21 protein-coding genes, 1 tRNA gene and 1 pseudogene are annotated in these 22,202 nt (G+C 62.0%); 12 read left to right on the top strand and 11 right to left on the bottom strand.

Going from position 1 to position 22,202, the window contains the following annotated elements:
- Positions 1–13: 13 nt before the first annotated feature.
- The 3 genes from Q7V03_RS19375 to Q7V03_RS19365 form a co-directional block, all read right to left on the bottom strand.
- On the bottom strand, positions 14–232 hold the full coding sequence (locus Q7V03_RS19375) for a GNAT family N-acetyltransferase (protein ID WP_370651174.1): 219 nt from the start codon (positions 230–232) through the stop codon (positions 14–16).
- A 97-nt stretch (positions 233–329) separates the two neighbouring features.
- On the bottom strand, positions 330–956 hold the full coding sequence (locus Q7V03_RS19370; protein WP_304927231.1) for a 3-oxoacid CoA-transferase subunit B: 627 nt from the start codon (positions 954–956) through the stop codon (positions 330–332).
- Position 957: 1 nt separating this feature from the next.
- The gene (locus Q7V03_RS19365) at positions 958–1,659 is read right to left on the bottom strand and encodes a CoA transferase subunit A (protein WP_304927230.1); all 702 of its coding nucleotides are present in this window, start codon (positions 1,657–1,659) and stop codon (positions 958–960) included.
- A gap of 46 nt (positions 1,660–1,705) precedes the next feature.
- On the opposite strand from Q7V03_RS19365, the gene Q7V03_RS19360 reads away from it, so the two are divergent.
- The 6 genes from Q7V03_RS19360 to Q7V03_RS19335 all read left to right on the top strand — a co-directional run bounded on the left by Q7V03_RS19360 (position 1,706) and on the right by Q7V03_RS19335 (position 6,133).
- A complete protein-coding gene (locus Q7V03_RS19360; RefSeq protein ID WP_304927229.1) occupies positions 1,706–1,837 on the top strand; it encodes a hypothetical protein in 132 nt (43 codons plus the stop codon).
- Positions 1,817–1,902, top strand: a tRNA-Leu gene (locus tag Q7V03_RS19355). Before Q7V03_RS19360 ends, Q7V03_RS19355 begins: the two co-directional genes overlap by 21 nt.
- A 401-nt stretch (positions 1,903–2,303) precedes the next feature.
- Complete coding sequence (locus Q7V03_RS19350) at positions 2,304–3,170, top strand: xanthine dehydrogenase family protein subunit M (RefSeq protein ID WP_304927228.1); 867 nt, start codon at positions 2,304–2,306, stop codon at positions 3,168–3,170.
- Positions 3,167–3,646, top strand: a complete 480-nt coding sequence (locus Q7V03_RS19345) for a (2Fe-2S)-binding protein (RefSeq protein WP_304927227.1) — start codon at positions 3,167–3,169, stop codon at positions 3,644–3,646. The genes Q7V03_RS19350 and Q7V03_RS19345 overlap by 4 nt, the downstream gene beginning before the upstream one ends.
- The gene (locus Q7V03_RS19340) at positions 3,646–5,898 is read left to right on the top strand and encodes a xanthine dehydrogenase family protein molybdopterin-binding subunit (RefSeq protein ID WP_304927226.1); all 2,253 of its coding nucleotides are present in this window, start codon (positions 3,646–3,648) and stop codon (positions 5,896–5,898) included. Before Q7V03_RS19345 ends, Q7V03_RS19340 begins: the two co-directional genes overlap by 1 nt.
- A complete protein-coding gene (locus Q7V03_RS19335) occupies positions 5,891–6,133 on the top strand; it encodes a MoaD/ThiS family protein (RefSeq protein WP_304927225.1) in 243 nt (80 codons plus the stop codon). The genes Q7V03_RS19340 and Q7V03_RS19335 overlap by 8 nt, the downstream gene beginning before the upstream one ends.
- Before the next feature lie 275 nt (positions 6,134–6,408).
- On the opposite strand, the gene Q7V03_RS19330 is transcribed toward Q7V03_RS19335, so the two are convergent.
- Positions 6,409–6,870 (bottom strand): Lrp/AsnC family transcriptional regulator, encoded by a 462-nt coding sequence (locus Q7V03_RS19330; RefSeq protein WP_304927224.1) that lies wholly within the window; start codon positions 6,868–6,870, stop codon positions 6,409–6,411.
- Positions 6,871–6,975: 105 nt separating this feature from the next.
- On the opposite strand from Q7V03_RS19330, the gene putA reads away from it, so the two are divergent.
- Positions 6,976–10,404, top strand: a complete 3,429-nt coding sequence (gene putA, locus Q7V03_RS19325) for a bifunctional proline dehydrogenase/L-glutamate gamma-semialdehyde dehydrogenase PutA (protein ID WP_304927223.1) — start codon at positions 6,976–6,978, stop codon at positions 10,402–10,404.
- Between the two features lie 152 nt (positions 10,405–10,556).
- The gene (locus Q7V03_RS19320) at positions 10,557–11,285 is read left to right on the top strand and encodes a rhomboid family intramembrane serine protease (protein ID WP_304927222.1); all 729 of its coding nucleotides are present in this window, start codon (positions 10,557–10,559) and stop codon (positions 11,283–11,285) included.
- A 51-nt stretch (positions 11,286–11,336) separates the two neighbouring features.
- On the opposite strand, the gene Q7V03_RS19315 is transcribed toward Q7V03_RS19320, so the two are convergent.
- The 6 genes from Q7V03_RS19315 to Q7V03_RS19290 form a co-directional block, all read right to left on the bottom strand.
- Positions 11,337–12,125 (bottom strand): inositol monophosphatase family protein, encoded by a 789-nt coding sequence (locus tag Q7V03_RS19315; RefSeq protein ID WP_304927221.1) that lies wholly within the window; start codon positions 12,123–12,125, stop codon positions 11,337–11,339.
- Between the two features lie 86 nt (positions 12,126–12,211).
- Complete coding sequence (locus tag Q7V03_RS19310) at positions 12,212–13,726, bottom strand: ABC-F family ATP-binding cassette domain-containing protein (RefSeq protein ID WP_304927220.1); 1,515 nt, start codon at positions 13,724–13,726, stop codon at positions 12,212–12,214.
- Positions 13,727–13,920: 194 nt separating this feature from the next.
- Entirely contained in the window at positions 13,921–15,450 is a 1,530-nt protein-coding gene (locus Q7V03_RS19305; RefSeq protein WP_304927219.1) for a DHA2 family efflux MFS transporter permease subunit, read from the bottom strand.
- Between the two features lie 6 nt (positions 15,451–15,456).
- The gene (locus Q7V03_RS19300) at positions 15,457–16,590 is read right to left on the bottom strand and encodes an HlyD family secretion protein (protein ID WP_304927218.1); all 1,134 of its coding nucleotides are present in this window, start codon (positions 16,588–16,590) and stop codon (positions 15,457–15,459) included.
- A 2-nt stretch (positions 16,591–16,592) separates the two neighbouring features.
- Positions 16,593–17,054 (bottom strand): MarR family winged helix-turn-helix transcriptional regulator, encoded by a 462-nt coding sequence (locus Q7V03_RS19295; protein ID WP_304927217.1) that lies wholly within the window; start codon positions 17,052–17,054, stop codon positions 16,593–16,595.
- Positions 17,055–17,146: 92 nt separating this feature from the next.
- A complete protein-coding gene (locus Q7V03_RS19290) occupies positions 17,147–18,052 on the bottom strand; it encodes a LysR family transcriptional regulator (RefSeq protein WP_304927216.1) in 906 nt (301 codons plus the stop codon).
- An 89-nt stretch (positions 18,053–18,141) separates the two neighbouring features.
- Between Q7V03_RS19290 and metF the strand changes: the two genes are divergently transcribed.
- The 4 genes from metF (at position 18,142) to Q7V03_RS19270 (ending at position 21,783) form a co-directional block, all read left to right on the top strand.
- The gene (gene metF / locus Q7V03_RS19285; RefSeq protein ID WP_304927215.1) at positions 18,142–19,020 is read left to right on the top strand and encodes a methylenetetrahydrofolate reductase [NAD(P)H]; all 879 of its coding nucleotides are present in this window, start codon (positions 18,142–18,144) and stop codon (positions 19,018–19,020) included.
- Between the two features lie 139 nt (positions 19,021–19,159).
- Positions 19,160–19,597, top strand: coding sequence for a type II 3-dehydroquinate dehydratase (aroQ, locus tag Q7V03_RS19280; protein WP_304927214.1), 438 nt, complete (start codon positions 19,160–19,162; stop codon positions 19,595–19,597).
- A gap of 45 nt (positions 19,598–19,642) precedes the next feature.
- Positions 19,643–20,713: an AMP-binding protein gene (locus tag Q7V03_RS19275; RefSeq protein ID WP_304927213.1), complete on the top strand. Its 1,071-nt coding sequence runs from the start codon at positions 19,643–19,645 to the stop codon at positions 20,711–20,713.
- Positions 20,710–21,783, top strand: a complete 1,074-nt coding sequence (locus Q7V03_RS19270) for a thiolase family protein (protein ID WP_304927212.1) — start codon at positions 20,710–20,712, stop codon at positions 21,781–21,783. The genes Q7V03_RS19275 and Q7V03_RS19270 overlap by 4 nt, the downstream gene beginning before the upstream one ends.
- A gap of 194 nt (positions 21,784–21,977) precedes the next feature.
- On the opposite strand, the pseudogene Q7V03_RS19265 reads toward Q7V03_RS19270, so the two are convergent.
- Positions 21,978–22,202: pseudogene (locus Q7V03_RS19265) on the bottom strand (hypothetical protein); the annotation flags it as partial.

The raw sequence follows: 22,202 nt of genomic DNA, 5'->3' as shown, positions 1-22,202 counted from the left end.
TATGGAGAGGCGGTCAGGGAATCTTAACGATTTCGCCAGATTCCCCAGCGCTTTCAAGCCGCGAACACATCCGCCCATTCAGGATGCTTTTCCACGTGGCGTTGACGAAGGGGCAGAGCGGCATGATCTTAAAGCCCTCGGCCCGCGCATCCGCGACAAACTGTGTCAGCATCGCCAGACCCGCGCCGCTGCCGCGAAAGCTGTCGGGCACGGCGGTATGGTCGGCGATCACCAGCGTCGGGCTGGTGATCGAATAGGTGATCTCGGCTTCTTCACCGTTCTGGCGGATGACTTAGCGGCCCTTGTGCGCGCTATGTTCGCGGATAACTTCAGTCAACGATGGTGCCCTCGGTTGCGGCGCGCAACTCGGCCTCGGTGACCCCCTCGGCACATTCGACGATTTTGAGCCCACCGGGGACCACGTCCAAAACACCAAGGTTTGAGATGATGCGGTTGACCACGGCCTTGCCAGTCAAGGGTAGGGTGCAAGCCCTCAGCACCTTGGATTCGCCGTGCTTGCTGGTGTGATCCATCACCACAACAACGCGGCCAACGCCAGCGACCAGATCCATCGCACCGCCCATGCCTTTGATCAGCTTACCGGGGATCATCCAATTCGCCAAGTCGCCGTTTTCGGCAACTTCCATCGCACCAAGGATCGCCATGGCGATCTTCCCACCGCGAATCATCGCGAAAGACTGCGCAGAGTCGAAATAAGCGGTCTGCGGCAGTTCGGTGATGGTTTGCTTGCCGGCGTTGATCAGATCGGGGTCTTCCTCGCCCTCAAACGGGAAGGGTCCCATGCCCAACATGCCATTTTCCGACTGTAAGGTGACGTTAACACCTTCGGGAATATAGTTGGCCACCAGAGTGGGGATGCCGATGCCAAGATTGACATACCAGCCATCTTGCAACTCGCGCCCGGCGCGTTCGGCCATTTGGTTGCGGTCCCACATCTTAGGCTTCCTTCTTACGAGTCGTGCGATTCTCAATACGTTTTTCGTGCTGGCCTTGCACAATACGGTGCACATAGATGCCCGGCAGGTGGATGGTGTCGGGGTCCAGTGCGCCCAGCGGCACAATTTCTTCGACTTCAACAACACAGATTTTGCCCGATGTCGCCGCTGGTGGGTTGAAGTTGCGCGCGGTTTTGCGGAACACGAGGTTGCCCGAGGGGTCGGCCTTCCACGCTTTGACGATGGCGAGATCGGCGATGATGCCGGTTTCCAAGATGTAGGTCTTGCCGTTGAAGTCGTGGTGCTCTTTGCCATCGGCGATCACCGTTCCCACGCCCGTGGCGGTGTAGAAACCGGGGATACCTGCGCCACCTGCGCGCAGCCGTTCGGCCAAAGTGCCTTGCGGGTTAAATTCTAACTCCAACTCGCCTGACAGGTATTGCCGCATGAATTCGGCGTTCTCGCCGACGTAAGACGAGATCATTTTCTTGACCTGCCGGGTTTCCAAAAGCTGGCCAAGCCCGAACCCATCGACGCCCGCGTTGTTCGAAGCAATGGTCAGATTTTTGGTGCCCGCATCACGGATCCCCGCGATCAGCAGTTCTGGGATACCGCAGAGGCCGAAACCGCCGCTTGCGATCAACATGCCGTCAAACAGCAGACCATCCAGCGCCGCCGCCGCGTTGGGGTAGATTTTCTTCATCGGGGTCCTCCGCAAACTCTCGCGGGTATAAAAGGCAGGGATTTTGGTGAAGTCAATCGCCGCAGCGCAGCAGTTTGTTGCAAGTGATATGATTTCGGGTGCTTTACCCCGCCGCGCAGATGGCTATGGTGCGGCAGATTGCCAAACCCGCATGACTGCCCGCGTGGTGAAATGGTAGACACAGGAGACTTAAAATCTCTAGGCCGAACGGCCGTGCCGGTTCAAGTCCGGCCGCGGGCACCAAAAAACAAGGGGTTATGATTTCAATGCCATGTGTTGGATTTGAACGGGCGACCGGATGGTGACCACCGATGGGCATTTCGAGTACCCGAGGACTCGTTGGCGTGTGAAGAGTTCAGGAACAGTTTGTTGGCTGTCGGCGATCATGTCTCGTGGCGTGGTGTAGCTGATCAAGCAGGTACCGCCCGAAATGGCGGTGACCTTCACGGCCAGCTACACCACGTCAGGGGACTGGGTCCGAACCTGAGCCGCCAGCTCAAATAAAGCGATATTGCGGTTGATCACAGGGGTTCGGACTGTTGCCGATGTGGCTGACTTCCCGCAGAATACCCGCCATACTCGGGCAGCACTCAGACCTGCTTAGATTCTGTCTGGACGATGACCATCAGCTTAGGGGAGGCAGGATGCGATTTCACACGCCAAAGACTTTTGAACAGGCCGCAGCGATTGCGGCGGGGGCTTCAGGGTTAACACGGTTTCTTGCGGGCGGGACGGATGTTCTGGTCCAATTGCGCGCGGCGATTGTCACGCCGGATGATCTGATTGATCTCAAACATATTCCCGGCGTCAAGGATATCGCCCGCACCACCGAAGGTGGTTGGCGGATTGGCATTGCGGTGTCGGGGGCGGAGCTGGGGCGACACGCGGGGGTTTGCGCCGATTGGCCCGGCGTGGTCGAGGGGATGCAACTGGTCGGCTCGACGCAAGTGCAGGGCCGCGCGACTTTGGTGGGCAATCTGTGCAACGGCTCGCCCGCCGCCGACAGCGTGCCGGGGATGATGGCTGCAGGCGCTATGGTATCGGTGATCGGGCCGCAGGGCAACCGCGCGGTGGCGGTCGAGGATATTCCCGCGGGCCCCAGCCGCACCACCTTGCTGCCGGGTGAGGTGATCACTGCGATCATCTTGCCGCCCCGTGGGGCGCATGGCGGCGACGCCTATCTGCGGTTCATCCCGCGCACCGAGATGGACATTGCTGTGGTCGGCGTGGCGGTGAACCTGCGGCGTGACGGCGCGCGGATCATCGAGGCGCGGATTGCGCTCGGGGCGGTGGCACCGAAGATTCTGCTGGTGCCAGCCGCCGCGCAGGCGATCATTGGCACCGCGCTGGATGCAGTGGCCCTAGCCGCGCTGTCAGCCGCCGCGATTGCCGCCAGCACGCCAATTTCCGACAAACGTGGCACCGCCACGTTCCGCAAAGACATCGTAGGCGTGCTGGTGCAACGCGCCGCCCGTATCGCCTACACCCGCGCAGAAGGAGCCTCAGCATGAGCAAAATCCACGTCTCCACCACGGTGAACGGCGATGCGGTCGAATTTCTGGCCGATCCGCGCGACACGCTGCTGGATTGCCTGCGCGATCAGTTGGGCCTGACCGGCACGAAGGAAGGCTGTGGCACCGGCGATTGCGGTGCCTGCTCGGTGCAACTGGACGGGGTTTTGGTGTGTTCCTGCCTTGTGCTGGGCGCGGAAGCCGAGGGCAAAACGGTGGCGACGGTTGAGGGGCTGTCAAACGGCCCCGATCTGCACCCGCTGCAGCGCAAGTTCATCGAACATGCGGCGCTGCAATGCGGGTTTTGCACACCGGGGATTCTGGTCGCGGCCAATGCGCTGCTGACCCAAAACCCCGATCCGACTGAGGTCGAAGTGCGTTATTGGTTGGCGGGCAATCTGTGCCGCTGCACCGGCTATGACAAAATCATCCGCGCCGTGATGGATGCGGGCGCTGAAATGCGGGGGACGCACTGATGCCGAAGGATGATCTGAAAACCGCCTACCGTCTGGTTGGCACCCGCCCCAACCGCCCCGATGGCTTGGACAAAGTCACGGGACGCGCCCGCTATGGCGCGGATATCTCGGCCCCCGGTATGCTGCACGCCGCCGTGGTGCGATCGCCGCATGCCCATGCGCGGATCATCCGCATTGATGCTTCCAAGGCGTTGGCGCTGGATGGCGTAAAAGCGGTGATCACGCGGGCTGATTTCCCCACCGGGCTGACCGGTGAGGATTGGAACTTGCAGGAAAACACCCTTGCGGGCGATGTGGCGCTCTATGACGGCCATGCGGTTGCGGCGGTGGCGGCCACCTCGAAACTGCTGGCGCAGGATGCGGCGCGGCTGGTTGAGGTCGAATACGAAGTGCTGCCGCATGTCATCGACGTCGATGCGGCGATGCAGCCCGATGCCCCGGTGATCCGTGCAGGCACCGCTGATCATTCGGTGCCCGAAGGCATGCATCCGAATGTGGTGAAATACATCGAGTTCGGCCATGGCGATCTGGAGGCGGGCTTTGCCGAAGCCGATCTGGTGCGCGCGCAAAGCTACAAGACCGAAGCCACCCATCAGGGCTATATCGAACCCCACGCTTGCCTTGGCCAAATGGGCGCGGATGGCAAGGGCGAGATGTGGGTTTGCACCCAAGGCCAATGGTATATCCGCCGGATGTGCTCGGCAGTTTTGGGCACCGAGGCGTCGCAACTGCGCGTCACACCTTCGGAAATTGGCGGCGGTTTTGGCGGCAAGACCACGATCTTCATGGAGCCACTGGCGCTGGCTTTGTCGCGCAAGGCAGGCGGTCGCCCGGTGAAACTGGTGATGAGCCGCGCCGAAGTGCTGCGCGCCACCGGGCCAACCGCCTCGGCCTCGATGGATGTGAAGATGGGGATGAAGGTCGATGGCACCATCACCGCGGCTTCGGTGAATTTCCGGATGCAGGGCGGCGCGTTTATCGGCTCGTCCCCGGTGGGTGAGGCGTTGTCTTGTGCGCTGGCCTGCTACACGGTGCCTGCGGTGTTTCACCAAGGCTACGAAGTGCTGGCCAACCGCCCGAAAGCGGCCGCCTACCGCGCGCCCGGCTCGCCGATGGCGGCGTTTGCGGTGGAAAGCCTGCTGGATGAGATGTGCCACGAGTTGGGGCTTGATCCGTTAGCCGTGCGCCTGAAAAACGCCGCGCGCGAAGGGGCTAAAGCCAGCTATGGCCCCACCTACAACCGCATCGGTCTGGTGGAAACGCTGGAGGCGACGATGGCGCATGCCAATCTGAAGGTGCCGCTTGGCCCCAATCAGGGGCGCGGCGCTGCAGCGGGATTTTGGTTCAACCACGGTGGCGAGACCTCGGTTTCCTTGGCGATTGGTGAAGATGGCACCGTGACGGTGTCGGTCGGCACGCCGGATGTTGGCGGCAGTCGGGCCTCTTTGGGGATGATGACGGCAGAAACGCTGGGCATCGCTTACGAGTCCGTGCGGGTGAATATCGTGGAAACTGGGGCGTTGGGCGTGAACGAACCCACGCATGGCAGCCGCGCCACCTTTGCCAGTGGCCTTGCGGCGGTCGAGGCTGCCAAGCAGGCCATCGCCCAGATGTGCGCCCGTGCCGCTGCTGAATGGGGGATTGATGCCGAGGCTGTCGAATGGCTGGATGGTGCGGCGGTTCCCGCCGGGCCGAACGCCGGGAAGTTCCCGCCGATGAGCATCGCCGAAATCGGTGCCAAGATGGGCAGCACCGGGGGGCCGATTTCGGGCCACCACGAGGTGACGGCGGGCGGGGTCGGGGCCAGCTTTGGCGCGCATGTGGTGGATGTCGAGGTTGATCCTGAAACCGGGCGCACCACGGTTCTGCGCTATCTGGTGGTGCAAGATGCGGGCCGCGCGATCCATCCGGCCTATGTCGAAGGCCAGTATCAGGGCGGTGCGGTGCAGGGCATCGGTTGGGCGCTGAACGAGGAATATGTCTACGGCGCGGACGGGCGGCTGCAAAATGCGGTGTTCCTGGACTACCGCATTCCCGTCGCCTCTGACCTGCCGATGATCGACACGGTGATCGTCGAGGTGCCAAACCCCGGCCATCCTTATGGCGTGCGGGGTGTGGGCGAAACCGGGATCACGCCGCCTTTGCCTGCGCTGGCCAATGCGATTGCGGCCGCCACGGGTGTGCGGTTGCGCAGCCTGCCGATGTCACCGCCCAAGGTGCTGGCCGCGATCAAGGCAAACGCGCGTGGTTGAGATCAACCTCTGGTCCGGCCTGCGCAGGTTCGCAGGCGATCAGACGGTGATTTCGGTCAGTGGTAGCACTGTGCGCGAGATTCTGGATGCGCTGGTCAAGGCGCATCCAGCCCTGCTGCAGGTGATCAAGGCAGGGGTTTCGGTTTCTCTGAATGGCCAGATCGTCACCAACATGTCCACCGCTGTTGACCCCTTGGACGAGATCTATCTGATTCAACGCATCAAGGGCGGCTAAGCGATATCTAGGGGTGGGATTGATCTGCGCCCGAAAAAGCAGCAATCTTCAGCTATCCTAAAGAACGGCGACTACGCCTCGCCCCAAACCGTCGTTCGGGCGCGCAAAAGCCGCTGATGGCGGTGGGCAATGTTGTGCTTGAGACCGCTGATACAAAAGCGCGATGAGCGCGCGCGACCTTGCGCGAAATGCCTAGAACCAAAGACTTAACGTCGCAAGACCGGTTGGTCGTGACGGCCCACGTCCGGCCGGAGCCCATTGCAGGCAAAACCGCTTCAGAACAATTCTTTGACCGCTTCCATCGCGACATAGGTCGAGGTGGAGGCCACATGTGGCAGGGCAGAGATACGCTCGGCCAGCACGCGGCGGTAATCTTGGATATCGGTGGTGCGGACTTTCAGTAGGTAATCAAAGCGGCTGGCGATCATATGGGCCTGCTCGACCTCTGGAACCGCCAGCACCGCCTTGTTGAAAGCCTGCAAAGCGGCTTCGCGGGTGTCCGACAGCCGCACCTCGACAAAGGCGACATGGGCTTGGCCCATGCGGATCGGATCAAGATTGGCGCGGTAGCCAATGATCACGCCACCGTCCTCCAGCCGTTTCATCCGGGCTTGAGTGGGGGATTTTGACAAACCAATGCGGCGGCCAAGTTCGGTGGCGCTGATCCGGCCATCCATACTGAGTTCGCGCAGGATGGCATGGTCGAAACGGTCAAGCTGGGCGCGGTCGATTGGCATGGCGCGGTGATCCTTTTGCGGCGTTTCGGCTGCGCTTCATTGTATAATGAGGGAAACAGCCTGTCAAACCTGCGCTATCATGGGCGAAATCTTTAGGGGGCTGCTATGAGCGATGCGTGGACGGTGATTGAGCGTGATTCTCTGCGGGATGAGGCGGCTTTAGTGGCCGAATTGACTACCGAGGCGGGGATGGATCAGGCTCAACGCGCGCGGGTGACGGCTTTGGGCGCGGATTTCGTGCGCCGGATCCGGGGCTCGGCCAAGCCGGGGTTGATGGAGGTTTTCCTCGCCGAGTACGGGCTTTCCACCGATGAAGGTATTGCGCTGATGTGTCTGGCCGAGGCGCTGCTCAGGGTGCCGGATGCCGTGACGATGGATGCGTTGATCGAGGATAAGATCGCGCCATCGGATTGGGGACGGCATCTGGGAAAATCGGCGTCATCGCTGGTGAATGCCTCAACTTGGGCCTTGATGCTGACTGGAAAGGTGCTGGATGAGCGCGAGCCCGGCGTGGTCGGCCATCTGAAAGCGGCGGTGAAACGCTTGGGCGAGCCAGTGATTAGGGGGGCGGTGACGCGGGCAATGAAAGAGATGGGGCGCAACTTTGTGTTGGGCGAAACCATTGAAAAAGCGATGAAACGCGCGACCGTGCTGGAAGGGCAGGGCTATACTTACAGCTATGATATGTTGGGGGAAGCCGCGCGGACCGAAGCTGATGCACGGCGCTATCATCTGTCTTATTCGGCGGCGATTACCTCGATTGCGAAGGCGGCGGTCACCGGGGATATTCGCAGCAATCCGGGGATTTCGGTGAAACTATCGGCGCTGCATCCGCGCTACGAGGTCGCCAAGCGGGCGCGGGTGATGGAGGAATTGGTGCCGCGGGTTCGCGCTTTGGCGGGGCTCGCGAAGGCGGCGGGGTTGGGGTTCAACATTGATGCCGAGGAAGCCGATCGGCTGGCCTTGTCGCTGGAGGTGATCGAGGCGGTGCTGTCCGATCCGGCTTTGCGCGGTTGGGATGGGTTTGGCGTGGTGGTGCAGGCCTACGGGCGGCGCGCCGGGGCAGTGATTGACTGGCTTTATGCGTTGTCAGTCCGCTTGGATCGCAAGATCATGGTGCGGTTGGTGAAGGGGGCTTATTGGGACGCCGAGGTGAAGCGGGCGCAGGTTTTGGGGCTGCAAAGCTTCCCGGTGTTCACCCGCAAACAGGCGACGGATGTCAGCTACATCGCCAATGCGCGCAAGTTGCTGGGCATGACCGACCGGATTTATCCGCAGTTTGCCACCCATAACGCGCATACGGTGGCGGCTATTCTGGAGATGGCAGACGATAAGAAGTCGTTTGAGTTCCAGCGCTTGCACGGTATGGGCGAGCGGCTGCACGATATTGTGCTGACCGACAACGCCACACGTTGCCGGATTTATGCGCCGGTGGGTGCGCATCGCGATCTGCTGGCTTACCTCGTGCGGCGGTTGTTGGAAAATGGCGCGAACTCCAGTTTCGTGAACCAAATTGTGAATGAGGAGGTCAGCTCGGAAACCGTGGCGGCGTGTCCGATTTCTGCGATGGAGGCGATGCATCCAGTGGCCAGTTCCGTGATTGCAACGGGGCCGGGGCTATTTGGCGCGCGCAAGAACGCCAAGGGCTGGGATTTGACCGATGCGGGCGATCTTGCCGCACTTGCGGCGGAGCGGCAGCCGCATGAGGCGACATTGTTTGAGGCGCGGCCGATGCTGGCGGGCCATAGCGTCGGCGGCTTGCGGCAGGAGGTGCGCAATCCGGCGACGGGTGCGCTGGTCGGCCATGTGCTGAGCGCATCTGAGGCGGATGTGGAGACCGCGTTGCGGCTGGCAGAGCCTTGGACGGCGGATGCGGCAACCCGTGCGACTGTGCTGCGGCGGGCGGCGGATTTGTATGAGGCTTCGTGCGGCGCGATCTTTGCGCTGCTGGCGCGCGAGGCGGGAAAATCCTTGGCCGATTCGGTGTCGGAACTGCGCGAAGCGGTTGACTTTCTGCGCTATTATGCCGATGGCGGGGCTGCGCTGACCGCCCCTGCGCGCGGGGTGTTTGCCTGCATCAGCCCGTGGAATTTCCCGCTGGCAATCTTCTCGGGGCAGATCGGCGCGGCCCTCGCTGCGGGGAATACTGTGCTGGCAAAACCCGCGCCGCAGACGCCGCTGATCGCGGGGCTGGCGGTGGAGTTGCTGTGGAAGGCTGGGGTTCCGGCCAGTGCGTTGCAACTGTTGCCGGGCGATGGCGGTGTTGGCGGGATGATCACTAAAGATGCGCGCATCAAGGGCGTGGCCTTTACGGGGTCCACCGAAACCGCGCTGAAAATCCGCCGCTCGATGGCCGATTTTATGGATCCAACCGCTCCGTTGATCGCAGAGACGGGCGGCTTGAACGCGATGCTCGTCGATAGCACGGCGCTGCCGGAACAGGCGGTGCGCGATATACTCGCTTCCAGCTTCCAATCAGCGGGGCAACGCTGCTCGGCGCTGCGCTGCCTTTATGTGCAGGAAGATGTGGCACAAACGGTGCAGGAAATGCTGTTTGGCGCAATGGATGAGTTGGTTTTGGGCGATCCTTTGGATTTGGCGACCGACGTGGGGCCAGTGATCGACGCGCAGGCGCAGGGCGGTATCCGCGACTACATCGCAGCGGCCCGCGCGGAAGGCCGGGTGTTGCGCGAAATGAATGCTCCGACGCAAGGCACGTTTATCGCCCCGACGGTGATCAAAGTGGCTGGCATCGCCGAAATGCCGCGCGAGATTTTCGGTCCGGTGCTGCATATCGCCACCTTCAAGGCGGGTGAGGTCGATCAGGTGGTGCAGGCGGTGAACGCCACCGGCTACGGGCTGACCTTTGGGCTGCACACCCGGATTGATGACCGGGTGCAGGCGGTGACTGAGGCGCTGCATGTCGGCAATCTTTACGTCAACCGCAACCAGATCGGCGCGGTGGTCGGCAGTCAACCCTTTGGTGGTGAGGGGCTTTCCGGCACCGGGCCGAAAGCAGGCGGGCCGGAATATCTGCACCGCTTCACCATCAAAGCGGCGGCGGCTGCCGATGCGGCCAGCCCGGATTTGCCGGAGGCCGAGGTGGCGAAGGCGCTGAAAAACCTGCCCGCGCCGCAGGGCCCTGCCTATGCGCTGGTGTTGCCGGGGCCGACAGGTGAGTCAAACCGGCTGACCGCCAGCCCGCGCGCGCCACTCCTCTGTCTTGGGCCGGGGCCGCAGGCGGCTGAAGCGCAGGCGCAGGCGGTCCGGGCTTTGGGCGGGCAAGCTGTGCTGGCCGACGGCCTCGCTCCGCTGGCGCTGACCCGGCTGGAGGGGTTTTCCGGGGCTGTGTGGTGGGGCGACGCCGCGCAAGGCCGGGCGCGGGCGCAGGCTTTGGCCGCACGCAAGGGGCCAATTCTGTCGCTGATTGGCGATATGCCGGATGCAGCCCATGTGATGCTGGAGCGGCATGTCTGCATCGACACCACAGCCTCGGGCGGCAATGCGCAACTGCTGGCGGAAGTCTCTGGCTGACCCTGCTTATGGTCATCCTCTGCCTGTAAGTATTCTTGGGGGGAGTGGGTTCGGTTCTTGCCAATCGCATGCCGGGGGGGGGGGGCGTCAGCCCCCCGGCGCAATCTTTCAACTTAGCTTGACGCCGCGCGCCAGATCGGAAACGCTGCCGCATGTTTCCAATCCGCGATCATAACCCCTCGGGCCGGGTGCCCTATGTGACCTACGCGCTGCTTGCGGTGAATATCGCGGTGTTCGTGGTATCTTGGTTTGGCTTGCGCAGCGAGTATGCGCTGGCGGAGTTCTACTACACTTGGGGGCTGGTGCCCGCTTGGCTGATGCAGGGCGAGGGGTATTCCACGCTGATCAGTCATATGTTCCTGCATGGCGGCTGGATGCATCTGGCGGGTAACATGCTGTTTTTGTGGATCTTTGGTGACAATCTGGAAGATGTGCTGGGCCATCTGCGCTACTTTTTGTTCTATCTTGCCTGTGGGCTCGCGGCTGCGGCGTTGCAGGTGGCGGGCGACCCGGGGTTTGATGGGCCGCTGATTGGGGCCTCGGGGGCGATTGCCGGGGTGCTCGGCGGCTATCTGGTGCTGTTTCCGCGTGCCCGTGTCGATGTGCTGTTGATTTTCATCATCTTTTTCCGGGTGTTTTCGATCCCGGCTTGGGTCGTGCTGGGAATTTGGTTCGCGGTGCAAAGCTTTAATGGCTATTCTGCGACTGCGGATGGCGTGGCCTACCTTGCCCATGTCGGCGGTTTTATTGCCGGGGCGGTGTTGGTGCTGCCTGTGCTGCTGCGGCGCGGGTTTTGGGTGCAGAACAAAGGCAAGCCACCGCATCCGGCAGCGGAATATTTGTTCAGCCCCAGCCGTATCCCGCGCGTGCCCAAACGTTAGTTCAGCGCGCTAGATGTCCAAGCCGGGGCCACGATTTTTCTTAAAAATCGCCTACACGTCGCGAATGATTTTGGTCAACGGCGCGAACAGCGCCTGATTGGCGCAGATCAAGGCGCCTTTTTCCAAGATGTCATAGCCTTCGCGCACCGGGCCGATCAACCCTCCGGCTTCTTTCACCAACAGGATGCCTGCGGCAATGTCCCATTGATGCAACTCGCGCTCCCAATAGCCGTCGAAACGACCCGCAGCGACGTAGGCGAGGTCCAGCGAGGCGACGCCCCAGCGGCGCATGCCGGCACAGGCGGGCATCAGGCGAGCGAGGTCGGCGAGGGTGGCAGGCAGGGTTTTCTTGGTGCTGAACGGCACACCCGTAGCAAACACCGCCTCGTGCATGGCGCGGCGGCCCGACACCCGCAGGCGGCGGTCGTTCATCCAAGCGCCTGAACCTTTTTCGGCCCAGAACATCTCATCCTTGGCGGCGTCGAACACCACGGCAGAGGTGATCTCGCCCTTGTGCTCTAGTGCGATCGAAATCGCCCAATGCGGCATGCCGTGCAGGAAGTTGGTGGTGCCATCCAAAGGATCGACGATCCAGCGCCGGGTGGGGTCCTGGCCTTCTTGCTCACCCGTCTCCTCGCCCAGCCAGCCATAGGTGGGGCGGGCGCCCATCAGATCCTCTTTGATGATCCGCTCGGCCTCGCGGTCGGCTTTGGTGACGAAATCACCGGGGCCTTTGGTCGAGACTTGCAGGTTCTCGACCTCGCGGAAGTCTTTCACCAGCGCTTTGCCAGCGCGGCGGGCGGCCTTGATCATCAGGTTGAGGTTGGCACTGCCTTGCATGGGCGGGGACTCCGGTCGCGTCTGGGGTGGGGCGTAAGGTGGGGGGCATACACGGGTGGGGGAAAGAGCGCAAGGCGGCGGGGTGGTTAAGGCTGGCGGTTGAGTTCGGCTTTGAAGAACGGCTCTGGGCCATCGACCTCGATCAGCTTGCGCTTTTCGACTTGCCAAAAGCGGCTACCCACGGCGCGGATGAAATCGCGGTCGTGGCTGACCAGCAGGCAGGTGGCACCTTGGGTGAGGAGTTCTTGTTCAAGCGCCTCTTGGCCTTCGATGTCGAGATGGTTGGTAGGTTCGTCCAGCAGGTAGAAGTTGGGGTTGGACAGGCGCAGCAACAGCATCGCAAGCCGGGCTCTTTGGCCGCCGGATAGTTTGCCCAAAGGCCGGGTTTGCCAATCGGGTTTGATGCCAGCGCCTGCGAGCAGGGTTTTGGTGGTTTGGTCGTTGGCGTGTTGGCTGATCAGGGCTTGCGGGGTCATCGCGTCGGGCAGTTGCGCGAGGTTTTGGTCGGAGTAGCCGAGGGCGAGGGTCGCAGCGGCTTTGATCGTGGGATGCCCAGTTTGAATCGCGGCCAGCACGGCGCGGATCATTTGGGATTTGCCGGTGCCATTGGCGCCCAAGATCACCACGCGGTCGCCACGCTCGATCCATTTTTGGCCGGTGTGGAACAAAGGGCGGTCATCGGGTGTGGTGATCGGCGCGTCGTTCAAGGTGATCAGGGCTTTGGCATGGGTGCCGGAATTGGCCAGTTTGATCGCGCCGGATGAGGTTTCTCGGTGGGCGGGGCGGGCGGCGGCCTCTAGCTTTTCGGCGCGGTCTTTCAACTGCTTGGTCTTGGTGATCAACAGATCCGAGCCCGAGTTGATGCCTATGTTTTTTAGCTTGGCGGCTTGGCGGCGGAGTTGGTCGGCTTTGTTCAGATCATTTTCAAAGCGGCGCGAGTCGGCGGCGTCGGATTCTTCCAACGCGGCGCGGGCGCGGGAATAGGGCAGCGCGAAGATCCGGCTGGCGGTGGCGCGCAGGAACAGGCTGCGCGCGGTGGCGGCATCGAGGAAGGCGCGGTCGTGGCTGGTGGTGATCACGGCGGTATCGCGGGGCAGGGTGCCGAGCCAGCGCTGCAGGGTGCCGATACGCGAGAGGTCGAGGTGGTTGGTCGGCTCGTCCAGCAGATAAAGATCAGGCTCGTGGATCGCGGCGCGGGCCAAAAGGGCGGTGCGTTGCCATCCGCCAGACAGGGCGGACAGCGACGTGTCACGCAGGGCTTCGGGAATGCAGAGATCATCCAGCACAATCTCGGCCCGCCACGACTCATACGCGGCTTGATCGGCGGGCAGGGCGGCGAGGGTAGCCTCGCGGAAGGTTAGGGGCAACAGGCTGGTGGGGACGTCTTGATCGACCAGCGCGGATTTTAAGCCTCGGGTGCGGGTGATTTCGCCAGAGGTCGGCTCCAATGTGCCGGCCAAGCAGCGCAGCAGGCTGGATTTGCCGCGTCCGTTGGCAGCGATCAGGCCAAGGCGGTCGCCGGGTTCAATGCTGAAGCTAAGGTCGGTGAACAGGGGTTGGCCGAGGGTGAGGGCCAAGGATTTGGTGGCAAGCAAGGTCATGGATTCATCCGCATAGAAATAAGCGCAAAAGCGCCGTTAGGGGCGGACCGGAAGACCTGCGATGCGGGTCGTGTCAGCCCTGCAACAAAGGCAGGGCCGCTGCAGAGCCATAGGTGCGTGGGTGGCAGAGCAGGAACATGCACCCCTCCTGTGGTTTGTACGCCCCTAAATTATAGCGCCTGTCCAAGCGGAAATCAATCATGCGCAACCGGGGCTTCGCCGGGGGCCATCACGCGGGGCTGGGCCTTTTTCAGCAAAAACGCCAAGGGCAGCGCGCAGAGCGTGATCACCATCATCAGATAGAAGTCGTCGATATAGCTGATCATCAGGGCTTGGCTGGAAACCAACCCCTCCATCTGTTGCAGGGTCGCCGCCGTCAACGTACCGGGCGGCACCACCATGTTGAAGTTGGGGTTGTACGGCGAGATCGAGACGGACAGATCGGCATGATTGACCTGCAAATTCCGCGTCAGCATCAGCGTCACCATCGAAATCCCGATTGAAGAGCCGATATTGCGCACCAGCGAAAACAGGCTGGTGGCATCGGCGCGGTAGGCCGGATCTATGGTGGCGAAGGCGATGGTCGACAGCGGCACGAACACCAACCCCAACCCCAGGCCTTGAAGCACGCCTGTCCAGATCACCGGGCCAGAATCCATCTGCGGGGTGAACTGCGTCATATAGTGCAGCGAGGCGGCGGTCAGGATCAGTCCGACGGACACCAACAGGCGGGCATCGACCTTTTGCACCAGTCGCCCCACCATGATCATCGAAATCATCGTGCCGACGCCGCGCGGGGCCATTACCATACCCGTCGTGATGGTGGGATAGCCGAAGATTTTCGACAGCATCGGCGGCAGCAACGCAAGGCTGGCCAACAAGATGATGCCGATGATGAAGATGAATACAAGGCCCGTGGAGAAGTTGCGATCCAGGAACATGCGGGGGTCAAGGAAGGGTCTTTCCGCGCCTAAGATATGGATCACGAAAACCCACATCCCCGTCAGGGTCAGGAACAGATAAAGCCAAATCTCGGCAGAGGAGAACCAATCGACCTCGCCGCCGCGATCCAGCATCAGTTGCAAGGCACCGATGCCGATGGACAGCATACCGAAGCCGAAGAAATCAAAGCGGCGCGGACGGGTCACGGATTTTGGAAGATAGGCAGCACAACCGAGGAAGGCGATGATGCCCACGGGCAGATTGACAAAGAACACCCAGCGCCAGCTGAAGCTTTCGGTCAGCCAGCCGCCCAAAGTGGGGCCGATGATTGGGCCGACCATGATGCCAGCCCCCCAAAGCGCCATGGCTTGACCGGCTTTTTCGCGCGGGTTGATGTCGAGCAGGAAGGTTTGCGACAGCGGCACGATAGCCGCGCCAAAGATGCCTTGTAGCAGGCGGAAGAACACCATTGAAGGTAGACTCCACGCCAGACCACAGGCGATGGAGGTGGCAACGAAGCCGGCAATCGAGATCAGAAAGAACTCGCGCTTGCCGATGCGGTCAGAAATCCAGCCGGTGGCCGGGGTCATGATGGCAGATGCCACGATGTAGCTGGTCAGCACCCAAGTGATGGTGTCTTGGGACGCGCCTAGGTCACCCGTCATCGTCGGCAAAGCGACGTTGGCGATGGTGGTGTCCAGCACCTGCATGATCGTCGCCAGCATAATCGATAGCGTGATCAAGCCCTTATGCGGAACTTCTGTGGTGGGGGCGGTGCTCATGGTGGTTTACTTCAGGAAGCTGGGCAGCAGGTCTGAGATCAAGCGGTGACGGCCCGTGTCCACCGAAACGCTGGCGCTGACGCCCGAGGCAAGGCCAGCGGCATCCGCCGGGTTGACCAGTTTCAGCGTCACCGGCACGCGCTGGGTGACTTTCACCCAGTTGCCAGTGGCGTTCTGGGCGGGCAGCAGTGAAAACTCTGAGCCCGTGCCTGCGCCAATGGCGGCCACCACGGCCTCTATCTTGCGGCCCGGATCGGCATCGAAGGTCAACTCGGCCGGTGCGCCCACGGTGATGCCTGCAAGCTGGGTTTCTTTGAAATTGGCATCGACCCAGATGTCATCGGTCTGCACCAGCGCGAACAGGCTTTGGCCTGCGGCGACCATCTGGCCCGGTTTGAACGACGAGGCTTGGTAAATCACGCCATTGGCTGGCGCCTTGACCACGGCGTTTGCGTAGTCATAGGCGGCTTGTTCGCGGGCGATGACGGTTGCGCGCACGGCGGGATGATTGTCGGTTGGGATCAGCGGATCGCCACCGATGGCAGCCAAGGCCGAAGCGACGGCTTGCTTGGCGAGATCTCGCTTGTCGAGCGCGGTGCGTTCGGCGTGGCGGGCGTCGATGAGATTGGAGTCGGTGGCGACACCTTTCGCGCCGAGGCTTTCCTGCCGCTCGCGCTCAACCGTTTGGTAGGCCGCTTCATCCTCGGCCAGTTGCAGGTTGGATTGAGCGGTGCCGTAGGCCAGTTTCAACTGCTCGACCGTGATGCGGGCGGCGGTGACGGCGGCATCGGCTTGGGCTTGCGCCAGCTTGTAAGGTACGGGATCGACTTGGAACAGCACGTCGCCAGCCTTGACGGTTTGGTTGTCTTTCACCAGCACCTTATCAATCCGGCCCGGCACCGACGAGGCAACCGCGATGCGGGCTTGGTGCAGGTAAGCGTTTTCGGTTTCTTCATACCGCCCGCCCATCAGCCAATAGCCGCCCGCCGCCGCCAGCAGCACCAAGGGGCCCGCGATCATCAGCACCCGGCGCTTGTTGCGGGGGGCGGGGATGGGGACAGGAGCAGTCATAGGTGTAATCGGGGTGACGGTTGCGGGGGCTGTGTTTGCGGCGGGGGTGTTGGTCGAACTGGCGGTCATTTTCAGATGTCCTTTGCGTCAGCCGCTGCATCGCAGACGGCCTGAGACAATGTTGCGGTCACCGAGGTCAGCCCGGCGATCAAAGCGGTGCGCGCTTCGGGGGCTAGGCCCGACAGCGCTTCGGCAAAGACGGAATCCGCCATTGCCTTCAAGTCATTACGGATCAGCAGCGTCGAGGCGGTTGGCACGATCACACGCACGCGGCGATCCTCGGGGTCAGGCTCACGCGCGACCCAACCGGCTTGCTCCATCCGGTCCACAAGCCGCGAGACCGAGATAGGCTCGATTTCCAATTTGTCGGCGATGCGGGCTTGGCTGGCGCGACCTTCGCGCAGCACCACGGCCAGAAGCCGCCACTGCGCCGAGGACAGGCCATATTCCGACGCCCGCTGCGCAAAGCGTTTGCGCACCAGACGCGCGGCGTCGTGCAGCAGGGGGCCTAGCTGATCTTGTGCAAAATTCATTAGGCATGGATATAATAAGCCTGCTTATTATTCTAATGCGTTTCTTGCATGGCTGGGATGCGCAGAGCGCTGGGGCTGGATGCAGCCGTGCCCTATCCGCGCTGCAGTTTGACCGCTTCGGATCGCCCCAGTTTCAGGAAATGGCCGATATAGGGCTTGCTGGCGTCTTCTTCGCGGGTGGCGGCATAGAGGCGTTTGGTGATGCTGCCCGGCCCCAACGGGCGGGTGATGTAATCGGCGTTGGATTTCACATCGCGCAGCACCCAATCGGGCAGCACCGCTACGCCGCGATTGGAACCCACCAGCATCAGGATCACGGCGGTCAGTTCCACCGGGCGCTGGGCGCGCGGCTCAATCCGGGCGGCGGTCAGCAGTTCGGTGAATACATCCAGCTTATCGCGCGGCACCGGATAGGTGATCAGGGTCTGGTCGCGAAAATCTTCGGCCTCAATCATCGGCTTGGCCGAGAGCGGGTTTTGCGATGAGGCAATGAACATCGGGTGATAATCGAACAATGGGTTGAAGCTGATGCCGGGCAGCGGCTCTGGGTTGGACGAGATCACCAGATCGACTTCTTCGCGCAACAGGGCGGGGAAGCTGTCAAAGGCGAGGCCCGCGCGGATGTCGACATCGACCTCGGGCCAAGCGTGGCGGAACAGTTCCAGCACCGGAAACAACCAGTCAAAGCAGGCGTGACATTGAATAGCTATGTGCAAGCGGCCCGTTTTGCCAGCTTGCAGCGCGCGGAATTCTTCCTCCAGCGCGGTGATTTCCGGCAAGATACGCTCTGCCGCGCGCAGCATACGGATACCCGCCGCCGACAGGGTCATCGGTTTGGAACGGCGCACGAATAACTCCATCCCGACTTGCGCCTCCAGTCCCGCAACCTGATGGCTGAGCGCCGACTGTGTCATGTTCATCAGATCGGCGGCGCGGGCGAGGCCGCCGGCTTGATGGATGGCGCGGATGGTGCGCAGGTGGCGGAGTTCCAGATACATGCGCCACTTTCATCATTATGGTGAAAATTATGAATTGGCTTCAATTTACGCGCTCTGGCATAACGGGGTCAAGTAAAAGGAGCCTGATCATGTCTGCACCGCGTATCTCGTTTGAATTCTTCCCGCCGCAAAGCTTGGACGCTTCGTTCAAACTGTGGGAAACCGTGCAGGTGCTGGCACCGATGCAGCCGAACTTTGTCTCCGTTACCTATGGCGCGGGCGGCACCACCCGCAAGCTGACACATGACGCGGTGGCCGCCATCAAGCGTAATTACGGGCTGAACGTGGCCGCGCACCTGACTTGCGTTGATGCCAGCCGCACCGAAACCCTTGAGATTGCAGAGGCTTATGCCGACGTGGGTGTGACCGAGATCGTAGCCTTGCGTGGCGATGCCCCGAAGGGCGCGGATCGGTTCACGCCCCATGCGGATGGGTTCGCCTCGTCGGTGGAACTGGTCGAGGCCTTGTCGAAAACCGGGAAATTCAAGTTGCGGGTTGGCGCCTATCCCGAGCAACACCCGGATGCCGCGGATGAATTCGCTGACGTAACTTGGTTGAAGCGCAAGATTGATGCCGGGGCTAGCTCTGCCATCACGCAGTTTTTCTTTGAGGCGGATACGTTCTTCCGCTTCCGCGATGCTTGCGTCACAGCGGGTATCACCGCGCCAGTTGTTCCGGGCATCCTGCCGATCCAGTCATGGGAGAGCACCAAGAAATTCGCCTCTCGTTGCGGTGCGAGCGTTCCGCAACGTCTGGACGAAGGCTTTGCGATGGCGAAACGCGATGGGCGCGAAGATTTGTTGGCGCTGACGCAATGCACAACCTTGTGCAGCCGTCTGATCGAAGGCGGCGTCGAAGATCTGCATTTCTACACTCTGAACCGCCCGGAACTGACCCGTGAAGTTGTCCGCGCTTTGGGGATTGCGCCGGAACTTTCGCCACAAATCGCACTCGAAAAGGTCGCTTAAGCGTTAACGTCTCCCTGACGGCAGGTCCCCCAGACCCAGCGACCCACTTGCGCGCCTCCCCCCACGGGAGGCGCGTTTTTTCTATGCGGTTATGGGGAAGATGCGGTAAAGCTTAGAAAATATCGCGAAGGATGCCGCAATGAAGCCGATTTTCGTTCTGAATGGCCCGAACCTGAACCTGCTGGGCCTGCGCCAGCCCGAGATTTACGGGCAGGAAACCTTGGCCGATGTGGTGGCTGGCCTGTCGGGCTTGGCTGTGGAGTTGGGGCTGACGGTGGAGTGTATGCAATCGAACCACGAGGGGCAACTGGTGGATTGGATCCAAAGCGCGCGCGGGGTGGCGGCGGGGATCATCATCAACCCCGGCGCCTATTCGCACACATCGGTGGCGATTTTGGATGCGCTGAACGTGTTTGAAGGCGTTGTTCTTGAGGTGCATATCTCAAACATCCACAAGCGCGAGGCGTTTCGGCATCATTCGTATGTGTCGGGGCGGGCAGAAGGCGTGATCGCGGGCTTTGGCACCGAAGGCTATCTGCTGGCGCTGCGGCGGATGGCGTCTTTGCTGAAACGCTAGGGTCGTGGTGGTGTGGGAGCCTCCGGCGGGAGTATTTAGGCCAAGATGAAATGGTTTCGGTGGCATCCTGAGGCGTGCGTTACGGGCGATGATCGGGCGTTGCGCGCCGCACTGGCTACGCCGGGGCGGGCGTTTCGGATTGGTGGTGTGGGCCCGCAGCCAGAGGGGCAGGGGGTGTTTGAGGCGCTGACCTCTGGCTCCTCCGGTGCGCCCCGGCGGATTTCGCGCAGTATGGAGTCTTGGATTGCCAGTTTCGCGGTGAACGCGGGGCTGTTTGGCATCGGGCCGGGTTGCCGCGTCGCGGTGCTGGGCGATCTGGTGCATTCGCTGGCTCTGTATGGCGCGCTGGAGGGGCTACATCTGGGGGCCGAGGTTCTGCTGCTCGGCGGTATGCGTCCAGACCGGCAGGCGCGGGCCTTGGCGGGGGTGGGGGTGATTTACGCGACCCCGGCACAACTTAGGCTGTTGGTTGAGGCGGGGTGGCAGGCATCGGGATTGATCTTGGTTGGTGGCTCGAAGCTGGACGCGGGGTTGCGCGCGGCTTTGGAGGGCGCGGACGTGCGGGAGTTTTATGGTGCGGCCGAGGCAAGTTTTATCACTTTGGCCGGGCCGGATGCGCCTGCGGAGTCGGTGGGCGCGGTTTATCCGGGGGTCGAGGTTGACCTGCGCGCGGGGCAGATTTGGGTGCGCTCGCCTTATCTGTTTCAGGGCTATGGCGGGGCAGATGCAGGCGGGGCGATCTGGGATCAGGGCTGGCTGTCGGTCGGTGAGATGGGGCGGATGCAGGGCGGGTATTTGTATCTGTCGGGGCGGGCGGGGCGGATGGTGACGGTGGCGGATCAGAATGTGTTTCCGGAGGAGATTGAGAGCTTTATCGCCGGACTGCCGGGGGTGTCTCGTGTGGCGGCGCTGCCGCGTAAGGATGTTTTGCGCGGGGCGGTGATGGTGGCGGTTTTGCAGGGGGATCGTTCGGTTGAGGCTGCGATTTTGGCGGCCTGTCGGGGGCGGTTGGGGGCATTGATCGCGCCGCGCGCGGCAATCTGGGTTCAGGAGTGGCCGGTGTTGGCCTCGGGGAAAACCGATCTTGGGCGATTGGCGCGCGAGGTCGGGCTATGAGCGTAATCTTGGCGGCGAAGCGGACGGCGGTAGTGCCTCGGGGTGGCGCCTTTTCGCGGTTGGAGATTGAGGAATTGGGTGCGCCTGTGGTGCAGGCATTGCTCGCGGCGGCGGGGATTTCGGCGAGCTCGGTCGATGAATTGATCTGTTCAAACGCGCTTGGGGCGGGGGGGAATCCGGCCCGGCGGGTGGCACTGGCTGCTGGGCTTCCGAAACGGGTGGCGGGTCTGTCGGTGGACCGCCAATGCGCGGGGGGACTGGATGCGGTTCTGATCGCACGGGCCTTGGTGGATTCGGGGGCTGCCGAGGTGGTGATCGCGGGCGGGGCAGAGAGTTATTCGCGGCGTCCGTTGCGGCTGCGGACTGATCCTGAAGGGGGGGCGGCTGTGGCCTATGATCAGGCGCGGTTCACACCTTGGGCGGAGCGTGATCCGGAGATGGCGGAGGCAGCGTTTGCGCTGGCGGAGCGATTGGGGATTTCGCGGGCGGCACAGGATCAGTGGGCGGTGGAGAGTCACGCCAAGGCGCGGGTTTGTGAGGGGGAGATTGTGGCGGTTGCGGGGCAGGTTCGGGATGTGTTTGCGCGGGGGTTGAGTTTGGTGGTGGCTTCACGGGCGAAGCTGGTGTGCGGGTCGATCACGGCGGCGAATACGGCGGTGGCGGCGGATGCGGCGGGGTTTGTTTTGGTAGTGTCGGATCGAGTGGCAGCGGGGCGGGGACTGCGGATCTTGGGCGGGGTGACGCTGGGCGGTGATCCAGAGGAGCCGGGATTGGCCCCCGTCGTGGCCATCCGGGCGGTGTTGAAACGAGTGGGAGTTTCAGCTGAAAGGGTCGAGGTGGCTGAGATTATGGAAGCCTACGCGGTGCAGGCGATGGCCTGTGTGACCGGGGCGGGGTTGGATGTTGCGCGGGTAAATATTGGCGGCGGAGCGCTTTCGCGCGGGCATCCGATTGGGGCATCGGGCGCGGTACTGGCGGTGCGGTTGTTTTATGAATTGCGGGCTGGGATTGGATTGGCTGCGATTGCGGCGGCGGGGGGAATTGGGACGGCTTTACTGGTGAAGAGGTAGGGGGCGCGCGTGGACAGGAATGTATATATGTAATTTTAGTGGTTAAGTGTAAGATCGCATGTCTTTCTCTGACCGCTTCCGCGTGATGCTTCAGCCTGTAAAGTGATCGCATGGCGCCAGATGCCGTGGTTTTACGATGGAGAAAGGCATGATATACCGACAATCAACTATCGAGTTCGCCTTAAACAATGCATTCAGACTGATGTGACGGCCTGATACTGGCGACCCGGGTGGTACACTGCGTTCAAAATGGCGACGACAATGCGGACAAGCCAGAGTCTGAGGTGGGCCAGGATCTTGCGGATGGTGTGGCCGCAGGCGCAGAGCGCGGCAAAGAGAGCGTCGCCGATGGTGCCTTTCAAGGCGCAGCATGTGAGGCGCCCGTCAGTTTTCATGTGGCCGATTTCAGCCTTAATGGC

The sequence above is a fragment of the Cypionkella sp. genome (assembly GCF_030652235.1).
In the GTDB taxonomy this organism is placed as follows: domain Bacteria; phylum Pseudomonadota; class Alphaproteobacteria; order Rhodobacterales; family Rhodobacteraceae; genus Cypionkella.
Note: the sequence above shows the minus strand (reverse complement) of the source record. Positions and strands in the feature narration are given on the sequence as shown.

Coding starts and splice junctions, on each gene's coding strand:
- Q7V03_RS19370 (WP_304927231.1), bottom strand. CDS start 956: ATGTGGGACCGCAACCAAATGGCCGAACGCGCCGGGCGCGAGTTGCAA.
- Q7V03_RS19365 (WP_304927230.1), bottom strand. CDS start 1,659: ATGAAGAAAATCTACCCCAACGCGGCGGCGGCGCTGGATGGTCTGCTG.
- Q7V03_RS19350 (WP_304927228.1), top strand. CDS start 2,304: ATGCGATTTCACACGCCAAAGACTTTTGAACAGGCCGCAGCGATTGCG.
- Q7V03_RS19345 (WP_304927227.1), top strand. CDS start 3,167: ATGAGCAAAATCCACGTCTCCACCACGGTGAACGGCGATGCGGTCGAA.
- Q7V03_RS19340 (WP_304927226.1), top strand. CDS start 3,646: ATGCCGAAGGATGATCTGAAAACCGCCTACCGTCTGGTTGGCACCCGC.
- Q7V03_RS19330 (WP_304927224.1), bottom strand. CDS start 6,870: ATGCCAATCGACCGCGCCCAGCTTGACCGTTTCGACCATGCCATCCTG.
- putA (WP_304927223.1), top strand. CDS start 6,976: ATGAGCGATGCGTGGACGGTGATTGAGCGTGATTCTCTGCGGGATGAG.
- Q7V03_RS19320 (WP_304927222.1), top strand. CDS start 10,557: ATGTTTCCAATCCGCGATCATAACCCCTCGGGCCGGGTGCCCTATGTG.
- Q7V03_RS19315 (WP_304927221.1), bottom strand. CDS start 12,125: ATGCAAGGCAGTGCCAACCTCAACCTGATGATCAAGGCCGCCCGCCGC.
- Q7V03_RS19310 (WP_304927220.1), bottom strand. CDS start 13,726: ATGACCTTGCTTGCCACCAAATCCTTGGCCCTCACCCTCGGCCAACCC.
- Q7V03_RS19305 (WP_304927219.1), bottom strand. CDS start 15,450: ATGAGCACCGCCCCCACCACAGAAGTTCCGCATAAGGGCTTGATCACG.
- Q7V03_RS19300 (WP_304927218.1), bottom strand. CDS start 16,590: ATGACCGCCAGTTCGACCAACACCCCCGCCGCAAACACAGCCCCCGCA.
- Q7V03_RS19295 (WP_304927217.1), bottom strand. CDS start 17,054: ATGAATTTTGCACAAGATCAGCTAGGCCCCCTGCTGCACGACGCCGCG.
- Q7V03_RS19290 (WP_304927216.1), bottom strand. CDS start 18,052: ATGTATCTGGAACTCCGCCACCTGCGCACCATCCGCGCCATCCATCAA.
- metF (WP_304927215.1), top strand. CDS start 18,142: ATGTCTGCACCGCGTATCTCGTTTGAATTCTTCCCGCCGCAAAGCTTG.
- aroQ (WP_304927214.1), top strand. CDS start 19,160: ATGAAGCCGATTTTCGTTCTGAATGGCCCGAACCTGAACCTGCTGGGC.
- Q7V03_RS19275 (WP_304927213.1), top strand. CDS start 19,643: ATGAAATGGTTTCGGTGGCATCCTGAGGCGTGCGTTACGGGCGATGAT.
- Q7V03_RS19270 (WP_304927212.1), top strand. CDS start 20,710: ATGAGCGTAATCTTGGCGGCGAAGCGGACGGCGGTAGTGCCTCGGGGT.